The organism is Paenibacillus sp. y28, assembly GCF_037137075.1.
Classification (GTDB): domain Bacteria; phylum Bacillota; class Bacilli; order Paenibacillales; family NBRC-103111; genus JBBBNV01.
Genome location: NZ_JBBBNV010000055.1, coordinates 1 through 9943, shown reverse-complemented (window position 1 = coordinate 9943; position 9943 = coordinate 1). Strand labels below are relative to the sequence as shown.

At 44.2% G+C, this 9943-nt stretch carries 13 protein-coding genes; all 13 read right to left on the bottom strand.

From position 1 onward, the window contains the following. Nucleotides 1-371: 371 nt before the first annotated feature. Nucleotides 372-701, bottom strand: a complete 330-nt coding sequence (locus WBG83_RS21885; RefSeq protein WP_336747505.1) for a hypothetical protein — start codon at nucleotides 699-701, stop codon at nucleotides 372-374. Next, complete coding sequence (locus tag WBG83_RS21880) at nucleotides 694-1566, bottom strand: DNA-binding protein (protein WP_336747504.1); 873 nt, start codon at nucleotides 1564-1566, stop codon at nucleotides 694-696. Before WBG83_RS21880 ends, WBG83_RS21885 begins: the two co-directional genes overlap by 8 nt. Then, the gene (locus WBG83_RS21875) at nucleotides 1550-1750 is read right to left on the bottom strand and encodes a hypothetical protein (protein WP_336747503.1); all 201 of its coding nucleotides are present in this window, start codon (nucleotides 1748-1750) and stop codon (nucleotides 1550-1552) included. Before WBG83_RS21875 ends, WBG83_RS21880 begins: the two co-directional genes overlap by 17 nt. Before the next feature lie 106 nt (nucleotides 1751-1856). Further along, nucleotides 1857-2495, bottom strand: a complete 639-nt coding sequence (locus WBG83_RS21870) for a hypothetical protein (protein ID WP_336747502.1) — start codon at nucleotides 2493-2495, stop codon at nucleotides 1857-1859. 116 nt (nucleotides 2496-2611) lie between these two features. Beyond that, nucleotides 2612-2980, bottom strand: a complete 369-nt coding sequence (locus WBG83_RS21865; protein WP_336747501.1) for a hypothetical protein — start codon at nucleotides 2978-2980, stop codon at nucleotides 2612-2614. Nucleotides 2981-3025: 45 nt separating this feature from the next. After that, the gene (locus tag WBG83_RS21860) at nucleotides 3026-3172 is read right to left on the bottom strand and encodes a hypothetical protein (RefSeq protein WP_336747500.1); all 147 of its coding nucleotides are present in this window, start codon (nucleotides 3170-3172) and stop codon (nucleotides 3026-3028) included. 12 nt (nucleotides 3173-3184) lie between these two features. Continuing rightward, nucleotides 3185-3430 (bottom strand): hypothetical protein, encoded by a 246-nt coding sequence (locus tag WBG83_RS21855; protein WP_336747499.1) that lies wholly within the window; start codon nucleotides 3428-3430, stop codon nucleotides 3185-3187. 13 nt (nucleotides 3431-3443) lie between these two features. Continuing rightward, entirely contained in the window at nucleotides 3444-4397 is a 954-nt protein-coding gene (locus WBG83_RS21850; RefSeq protein WP_336747498.1) for a hypothetical protein, read from the bottom strand. Between the two features lie 3 nt (nucleotides 4398-4400). Further along, nucleotides 4401-4694 carry a hypothetical protein gene (locus tag WBG83_RS21845; protein ID WP_336747497.1) on the bottom strand — a complete coding sequence of 98 codons (294 nt, stop codon included), beginning with the start codon at nucleotides 4692-4694 and terminating at the stop codon, nucleotides 4401-4403. Nucleotides 4695-4710: 16 nt separating this feature from the next. Beyond that, nucleotides 4711-6756 (bottom strand): fibronectin type III domain-containing protein, encoded by a 2046-nt coding sequence (locus WBG83_RS21840; RefSeq protein ID WP_336747496.1) that lies wholly within the window; start codon nucleotides 6754-6756, stop codon nucleotides 4711-4713. 378 nt (nucleotides 6757-7134) lie between these two features. Beyond that, the gene (locus WBG83_RS21835) at nucleotides 7135-7452 is read right to left on the bottom strand and encodes a hypothetical protein (protein ID WP_336747495.1); all 318 of its coding nucleotides are present in this window, start codon (nucleotides 7450-7452) and stop codon (nucleotides 7135-7137) included. Between the two features lie 91 nt (nucleotides 7453-7543). Next, nucleotides 7544-7810 (bottom strand): hypothetical protein, encoded by a 267-nt coding sequence (locus WBG83_RS21830; RefSeq protein WP_336747493.1) that lies wholly within the window; start codon nucleotides 7808-7810, stop codon nucleotides 7544-7546. Nucleotides 7811-8341: 531 nt separating this feature from the next. Continuing rightward, nucleotides 8342-9757 carry a protein rep gene (locus WBG83_RS21825; protein WP_336747492.1) on the bottom strand — a complete coding sequence of 472 codons (1416 nt, stop codon included), beginning with the start codon at nucleotides 9755-9757 and terminating at the stop codon, nucleotides 8342-8344. Nucleotides 9758-9943 lie beyond the last annotated feature (186 nt).

Genomic DNA, 9943 nt, shown 5'->3' with positions numbered 1-9943 from the left:
GAAACATAACTAAGATTGTGCGGCAAAAATAGACAAAAAACAAGACCTTGACTCTGCCTTACGGCAGCTGGGGGCGGCCCCCCATTCCCCCTATCAAAGGGGGGGGGCTGGGGGGATTTTGGTAATTTTTACTAATCATCCTGGATCACCGTCCTTTTGCTTATCCAGTGCAGACCGCGGGGGCGGCCCCCCGCTACCCCCTGTAAGCCCCCTACGGGGCCAAAGGCGGCAAAGTACCTGATGATATCATTAACATCAGGATGTACACCAAAGCGCAGCATACACCCGCTAACAAAACCAACTTACGTATCCTGCGTATCAGCTGCTTAGCCTGATCATCCTTAAAATCCTGATCATCCGCCATATATCCCCTACACAATGTAATCAAACTCCTCTAAAACAATCAGGCGTTTAGTGTCCAAATCCATAACGGCCGGGGCACCATCATCTGACGTATATAATTCGGCAATCCTGCCCTTACTATCACGTATTTGGTACAACCCTTGAAAACCATCAAGTGCAACGGACTGATAACCCTCCGGTAGCACATAATCCTTGCCGCCATCATCTCCACCATCAATCCAGTTATCAGTACCTTCAAAAACATCCTTCCACGGCTGCAAGCTATATCTCACGCCACCGCGAAAAAATTCATCGTCACGAGGGCACATAAGCTTGTACAACATCACCACATTAATCATTCGAGCCATCCTCTGATTTAGGCTTTAACCCTTTACGATTCGCCTTAGCCTTATAGATTTCTTTAATTTCATCTTGTACCGCATCAAAACGTCTTTGATAAGTAGCAGCCTGCTCCTTAGTAAGCCGAAGCTCCGTTTCCAGCTCAGTCAATTTAGAAGAGCCTACGAACAATTTGGAAGTCAAGTCGGTTATCTTTGTTTCTCTGGATACTGCTTCAACATTTAAACGGTCCATATCCTGCTTCAAAGCAACAATAACAGCATCGGCCCTAGCTGCTTCTTGTTCCAGCTCACGGTTACGTTGAGAAAGCTCTTGATACATCTTCTGATTAGTCTCTATCCTTGCCTTTTCAGCTTCTAAACGGTCTTCTAAGTGGGTGTTTGTGGACGTACTTACAGCCAACGCTTGATTAAGATCGACAATCCTTGCTTCATGTTCCGCTAACTGGGTAGTCTGGTTCTCAATCGTTTGCATATGCACTTCATTCAGAGATTTGAGTGTTTCAATTTCTGTCGTTAATTCATCAGCCAGCTCAGCAGCTTCATCACGTTCAGCCTCATACTGAGCTCTTTCTGCTTGCAGAGCTTCTCTTTCAGCTTTCAAGCGACCATTTGCAAGTTCCAAGGCTTCTGACCATATTTCGGCCGCTAGAGCCTGTACACGGTCTGTTATAGCTTGTGGAGCAAACTCTCTAATCGGAGCAGTAGGAGCTTTTTGCCCATCCCTCCACTCGCTCAAAACAGGCTGTATAGTGCTAAAGCTACCGCCACCTACAGCAGCACGCACGGCCGTCAACGTTGGGTTTTTACCCTCAGATTGCAACCGCTCGGCTGCCTCGATAATCATCTCACGTGTAATTTTCATCTAAATTCCCCTCCTTGATAGTTTTATTATTATTGTGGAGCAAAACCAAAGCATCCCAAGATTGACGCAATGCATCAAGCTCTTTGTCGGACATGTACCAAATACCTCGGCTTATATCTAACGCAACATCAAGCATCTTATTGCTAATCTCTTGCGTCTTTTGCAGCCTTTGTACCTCAGTCATTGTAACACGCTCCTATCGTAGTATTGTAGTATGTAATAGTATTGTTCTGTAATACTATTATACTACATACTACTACATAATTACAATACCTACAATACGATTATTACTACATATTTTTGTTAATGTTAACAATCAATTGCTGATATGACTCTCTTTCATACTGTTCCCACGGCGCCAGTATAGTAGACTGCCCAATATCATACAGGCTCGGCGTGACCTCCAGCTTATATTTGGTGTCGTAATGTTTGTAATACCGTGGATTTTGTATCCAATAGCGGCGACCGTAATGCTCACCTGATATCGGATTGCGAACGCGCACAAGCTTGACCACAAGCGGCCCAATTTTGTAGCGCCCGTAAATGTTGTAGTGAAACTGTACAAGCTCCTTAAACATATAGCAGGGCTGTTTCCAGGCTTGGCAATCCGCAAGGATATTGACACCATCCTTACGGTGCTGGGACAACTCATCCCATGTCGCTGTTGGTATCTCCCACATCTTTATCTGGTTCAACACGATCCCAACCTCAGATATCAAGACTAGAGCTGGGCCTTTATTATTACCCTGCACCTTGCCCAAGACCTCTAAAGGATCATTAAAGTGATGATACAGATGCGGATTAGGCAAGTTAGTCATCTTAAAATTTGCATATACCGGACGTCCTGCTGCATTAGCCTGTACGCCCTTTTCAGTTAGGTACAACGTCTTCCCGGTTCCGGGTAGCCCCGTTACTAAGCTGATTGTCATGATAATCCATCCCCTTTTGTTATCATAATCTTACAAGCGAGCTGCTAGGGGGTGGGCAGACGCCCCGCAACGCTACACATCTACCCACCCCCTAGCAGCTCTTACAATCAATCGTATCAATCCCCGTCATACATATCCGGTCTTTGCTGTACAAATCGGCCTGACGGACTCTCAGAGCCTGTAAACGGCATACCCTTCGGCTGCTGCTGCTGGACAACTGAGTTATACAATGTAATGCGCTGATTAGCTGTAGCCAAATCACGCTCTAGGTCAGCAACTTTTTGCTTAAGCTGCTGGCTCTCTTTTTGGCTGTATTGTATGGCATTGATTTTGAGACCAAGCTTGTAATCCTGATAGAGCTGCTTGAGCTGCGTATATTTTGCCCCCAGTATCAGGCCAGTGACTAATAACAACAGATACACCAAGAGTTTCCCGCCCCCTAAAAATGTCACAATCAGCGATAGCACCAGCGATATGGCAAACAAAATTTTCTGCTTCGGTGTTTTTAGCTTGATGGTCCGTCCCCTCCCCTACATAGTCCGCTCGTTAAACCAAAGCTTTATAGCCGGCACTAGATTTTTAACGATGTAACGGATTAGCTTAATCCCGATAACAATCGCCACAAAAGGCCACATCAAACGCAGCAGCTCCATGACAATATCAATTGCCTCACCCAATACAAGCCCCTCCTAAAAAGGCAACAGATTGCGGATAAACACAACGCCCCATATAATCCACAAAACAGCCCTGATGCCCAAAATAATAGACAGCATGAGCAAAATATCGTCAACCGGAAACAGCACGTTTGCCTCTGATATGTAAGGCTGCATAACAGCTAAATATCCGCTATAGCTGCTGTACGGTATCGATGGCATGGACATTTGTCCCGCATACTTATCAAGCAGCCACGTCAATTTACCTATCAAAAAATCCACTGCATACGCCCCCCTATATCCCCATCTTAGGCGACAACCAAGCAAACAAAGCCTGAAAAAACCAGAGCCACAAAGCAGCCTGCATAATGGTCCTGAATAACTTGGCTTCGGTTTGCCATTCTGTAAGGTCCAAAATGTAAATGTATATGCCCTCACCGGGTACAAGGTCAAACTGTTGACCAAATGTCATGGTACTGCCGGGCTGATTAAGTTTCTTCCGACTGTCTTCGAGGGCATCGGTAATTTTCGATACTTCTTTCGCCATTTCGGTAGTGGGAAGCTTGTCCATAAAATTATCGATACTGCTATGCATTTTTGCTTCGGCAGCTGGGGACGGAGTATAGATATCCTCCACCGCCTTTTTAACAGCATCGAGCTTGCTGGACAGTGTATCCTTTATCTCTTGCAGCTTCTGCAGGATTGCAGCCAGCAGGCCATGGGTATCACTATCCGTAACAGGAAACGCCTTAAACGCATACGTGGGCGTCTCTTGCGACCAAGCAACAACATACTCAGCTCCTGACGTTTCAGTGTGCAAGGCAACCGCCTGAAAGTACACATCAGAGCCTATATACTGGTCGGTAATGTTAATGTCCAGATAGTAATACTCCGACCAAACATTTTGGTCGGTATCCCAGTACGGGGTAACATAATCGACGTAAACGCCATTAGCCAAAATGATAAATTTGGTTATGCTGCGATCCTGTATGAGCTGGTAATCCATGGTCAGAGTCGCCTTGACGGACTGATAACTAATCGAGCTAGCATCGACGTTTAAGGTCAATCCATTTTGACTTTTATTGGACTGTGAGCCATCGCCAAATACATAATACTTGTCCTTACTATACAGGGGCACAATCTCCTGCGGCCCGTAATAGTTAGTGGCAGCAAATACGGCAGTTTGCAAAGATAGGCACAGAGCCAAAATCAGCCCCATGCCTATCATGATTTTTACGCGATGCCGCATGTATTACGCACCGGATACAGCTTGTTTGAGTTTGCCCCGGAGCCAAAAAAACGCAATTACAAAGCCAGTGATAACGATTGCAGCAAGCGCGAGATATTTAAAACCCGCTTTCAGGATGGCCCACCATACATCAATTGCTGTCAACACTTCGTCGATATCCGCATCCCCGGTATTCGGGGCTGCCGATGCCGGGATGGCACTCATCAAAGCGGCCGCACCCGTAATGGACATCATATAAGCCTTTTTGTTAACCTTGCTAATTGCATCCTTGCTCATTTGTACGAAAGATTTAATCATGTTAAATCGCTCCCTCTTATTTAAATTTGGATTTATTTGAGCCAGTAAACGCAGATTTAACGGCGTTGAACTGGTTACTCACGTGTTTAACTTTGTCATCCATCGTCTTCGGGACATACACCGTCTGACGACCCCGTTTGCCCTTTACTTGCTTTTTAACGTACTTAACCCCGTTACGCTCATAGGTCAAATTTTCAACGACACGGGAGTTAAATAATCCCCCTCGTTCCTCAAACTTACTGTCGACAATCTTGTAGCCTGTCTTCTGCTCATGCCGAGCAAAACGGTAAGCCAGACGTTCCTTATCCGACATTTTAGACCAAGGTTTACGAGGTATAGCGTTATCGTTCGGCATATCGTCAACAACAAATCCCTTTTTTAGCTTGCGGGCCTTATCGTCCCGCATGTTGCTCGTATCAGCAAAAGGCTTGTCCTTGATATCAAGCTTGGTGACCCGCTTGTACTTGTCCCTGAGCCAAAAAAACAAGACGCACATAGTGGTTAAAAAAACGATACTCATTATTGCGATATATTTAAACGCGCCTTTAAGGTACGTAAATATCGATAGCATTAAGCTCAGCAGCTGGTCGGCATCCTCATCACCAGTTGACTGGGCCAAAGAAGAAAAAGAATAGGATTCCCCCGGCGGGATCGGCTCAAGCTGGATGCCAGCGAACGAACTGTTTATATCCTTAAAATCAAGCTCAATCTCAGATTGAGACACCGGATACTCCCCAATAAGCTGCCCATCCACATAAACCTTTACGGCGGTCACGTCTGGCGTAGCTGTATAAGTAAGCTGCCGTTTATTAGGATCGCCGGGAACGGGCGATGTCTTTGCAGATGTGACAGCAGGGACAGGAGCTGCCGTTGTTGTGACTGTACGAGATACATCAGCCGACGACAAATCATTAGCAGCCACAAGCTTAACCGTGTAAGTTGTTTTTTCGGATAATCCAGAAACAGAATAAGACTTGTCCGTACCTGTATAAACCTCAACATCATCCAAATACAAAGTGTAAGAGGTCGCGTACTGCACCTCAGACCAAGATGCTTTAAACCCCTGATGTGACAAATCCGATATGTTAATGCTGGGCTTAGAGACAGTCGGCACACCAGTCTTGACCGTGATGATATTTGTCTCGAACGTCCGGTAATATTTGTCCCGGCCCTTAACCTGGAATGTATATTCGGTGTCCGGAGTGAGCAGCGAGAAATCGGAAGAATTTGTAGTCCTGCCTGTTACGACACGGATACCATCCTTATACACATCGTAAGAGTTACCAGCTGTATGAGGATTCCAGTTTAATCGAAGCGAATTTGGAGTAACATCACCGCTGGAGAGAACCGGAACCTGTAACGTAGGCATTGCTGTAGCAGATACAGCAGCCGTCTTTGTGGACTCATTACCCGCCGTATCAACGGCGCTAACCTGAAATGCATAACCCTGATCAGCCGTGAGATTAGGTACAACGTAACTGTTTGATGTAATTAAGGATGTGTTAACCAATACACCGTTTTGGTAGACATTGTATCCAGCCAAATCGATTTCTGTATTGCGATTCCAAGCCAGATTTACGGAGAGTACACCGTTTGTAGCGATAAATCCAGTCGGCTGTGCTGGTGGAGTATTATCAACAATTACTCCCGAGAAATCAAACTCGTACATACCGGATGCACCGCTATTTGCAACGATTTTAATTTTAGCGACGTTATCGATCGGACTCAAAGATATATAAGCATTAGTATTAAATCCGGATATCCCAATAGTCCTGCTAACCGTTAACAAACGAAGTTGAGTATCGTTAACATCATAAAAATAGATACGTGCACCAGTTGTATAAGCATAATATCCATCAATGCGATATGTATTGCCAAGGTTATACGTAAACGACGTACCGCTATTGACGGTAAAAGCAGTATCAAGTCCATCTGTAAGCTGAGTATACCCTTCAGCAGATTTAACACCACGAATAATCCCAGCAGATGGAGCAGCATACACCGACGATACAAAAACAAGGGAGCAGATAACCGCCATCATCATAGACATTACATAACGCAAATTATCTCCCCCCTGAAATAATGAGCTTTAACAGCCCGAGCGAAAAACCAAATAGCAGCATCCCTGCAAAAAGATATGATAGAGCGTCCATCAGTCTGGCCCCCTACTAAGCGACCGCTTGAAAAATGATATAAGCGCCGATAAGACAGCCCCAAACATGCAAGTAACAATCAGGTGATCAAGAAACTGTGCCGTCATTTGTACGCCACCTTATAGCCAATGTAAAAAGCAACCAGCATAGTAACAAAGATAGCGATAGTAACCACGTAAAATTTAATGTCATGCATCATTTGGTTAGCTAAATCATTATGGTCAGCTATGCGTTCAAGTAACTGGTGGAGCTGTTCGTATTGCTCAGGCGTAATAGACGATGGTGATTCAAATGCTGCCTCCTCCATGCTCCACCTCGATTACATCGTTTGATAGGTTAAATATCTTATCCAGCATCCAAACGTTCTCCCTGCCATCCTTGTAGGTAAAACAAAGAGTGTCTATCCAGCGTAAAGCTCCGTTGCTGTAAGCCCTGAGCATGTCCCCAATCAAATCAACATTTTGGATGAAGACTGTAATTAGGTCAGCATCATGATCCTTGGTGCCCACTTGCAAAATGTGCATCTTTGCAAAATCTGATGCATCCTTGCCTTGGCCTTTGATTATCCTGAATCCAACACAGATACCCGATATCGGAGTACGCATGACTTATATCACCTTTATCCTTTGTGATGCTGGATTTATTGGAGCTGCTCCGCTACCCCATTTAAGGGGATCGCTCCGCAGCTCCAACAAATCAAACCCCGATACTATGCAGCTTGTAATATGCGTCATTTTTGTACGCCGATACCGTGCAGTTAAGTGCGATTGTGTCGCCCTCTTCCATCATCGTAAAATCTTTATAAACCTCTAAATCGTCCGATTTAACTTGTACCGATTTATCCCGGAGTGGCGAATCTTTTTGGTAAACGTCGATGAGTACGGAGGTTTTCTTAACCCCCTGAAATTCCCGCGAATCCAAAGATACTCCCATAAAACGACCTGCAACCTGTACTAGTGCCATAACAAAATTCCTCCTCTAATTTTGTGGGGTTAAATAGCAAAAGACCGCCCTTTTATAGGCGGCCTTTTGAACCAAAACATCTGCTGGGCACGTGGGAATAAGCACCTATTGATAAAAATCACCAAATGGGTGTATTATAAACACATGGGACCTATACACTCTGAATGTATGGTCCAGCAGAAAAGCTTTCCGGGAGCCGCCAAGCAAATCCGGAGAGCTTTTTGTTTATTTAGTTATTGTGACGCATTTACACTATTAATAATAAATTATGTGTCGGATTACGTCAATGCCCTTTTTTGTTTAAATAATCCTTTACTAATCTTTCCACCATTTCCTGTACAGTCCCTTCCTGCAATAACTTCTCAATCCAATCCTTCTGCAAGCGGATTGAAACTCTCTCTTTCCGCTTTCCTGCTGGCAATCGAGGTCTAGGCATAAAACACCACCAGTAACAGATTATACCTGATGATAGCATACTTAGACCATATTTGCCGACAATACTTGTCAAGTATTGAGTGTAGATTGAGCCAATTATTCGTGGTATAATTGACGTAGGTATTTGTAAACTCTCTTACGAGAGATAACACGATATTCCCCAATATCGTCGATTAGGCCCCGGACAGTCTTCCAAACTGTTTCGGGGTTTTCTCCATCTTGGAGCCCCTCTTGCTGGCGTAGCCAGCTGACCATATCAGCATAAACCTCATCAAATCTATCGTCTATCTCAACCTCTTGTATCCCAAACAAAACGCCATAGCCTTGTATTTGACGGACACTCAGTAAGGCATAATACAATGTCTTGAAGTTATCGTAAGTCATATATGCGTCTGTATCCGGGTGAGGAGAGCCATTACCCTTCGTCATGTACTTAAACAGCTCGTGATAATCCCCATCCCTAAACTCGTCCATCATGCAACTATATCCACGCTGTAACGAGTCTATATTTTTTTTGTTGACTCGTTCGTTATTCATCAGCAGATACCAAATCTTCTGCACCAATATTTCACGCTCGGAAAACTTACGCTTAACATCCCCAAACTTTTTACTAAAGGCATTAACAACCGTTTTTGGCCCTATATCAAAATCGTCCTCAAACATCAGAAGCACGTGTAGGTGAGGATGATACGAATCCCCTTTGTAAGTAACCTCTAACGACCGTACAGCGCCCATATAGCCCCATTTATGTATATCTAGTCCCTTAATTGGCTTCTTGGCCTTTAAATAACCTATTAGCTTAGCAAAAGCATTAAACTGCTGCTTAATGTTTTCTTTTAAATTGTGCCTTTCAACATTGGGCGATGTTAGCACCAAATGAATCTTTTTAGCATCCCTAAACTTATCGATTTCCGGAATAAATCTATCCATTCGAGTTGCTTGCATAACCCGCTTGCAATTATTACAAAACTTGTCCTTGCAAAGATTCGTCTTCTTAAAATCAAGAACCCCTGATTTCTCATAAACGTCCAGATACCAACGCTTATTACAAGTACCCATGCTCTCAGCTTTACGAAAAACAACCTTCTGCTCTTTATTTAAATCAAAATCCATCTTATGTACAGCCTGACCATAACGACCACGATGTGCAAGAAGCATTTTTTTCTGCTCATAATGCTCTCGCCTATCAATACGGTTCTCATAATCCTGCAAAATCTGTTTTAAACGTTCATCTTGTTTTGTGCTCCTACGCTCATACCCCATCGACTGCAAAACTCTAAACTCTGCAACCTGCTCAGGGGTAGCTAGTACAAAATCATCTTCAAAGTCAGGAGGAGGAGGAGCTTCCAAAGCTGTGGAAGGCTGTTCCGCTGCAGGAGCAACTTGACGTTTATTCTCAACAAGCTCAGCCAACAACACAGCGTAATAATCAACAATGTGCTCGTTAAATTCTATTGCCGTTGCAACGTCATTTAGATACTTAAAATCGAGCTGGATATCCTTAAAATCCAACGGCACTTCCTCCTTTTGCTTTATTTAGTTAAAGCGCGAAAGTTTCCAGTAATGGCGCGGGTTCGCAGGAAATCGCGGGCCGAGATGTTTCTAATATATCTAGATAGTAGAAACATAACTAAGATTGTGCGGCAAAAATAGACAAAAAACAAGACCTTGACTCTGCCTTACGGCAGCTGGGGGCGG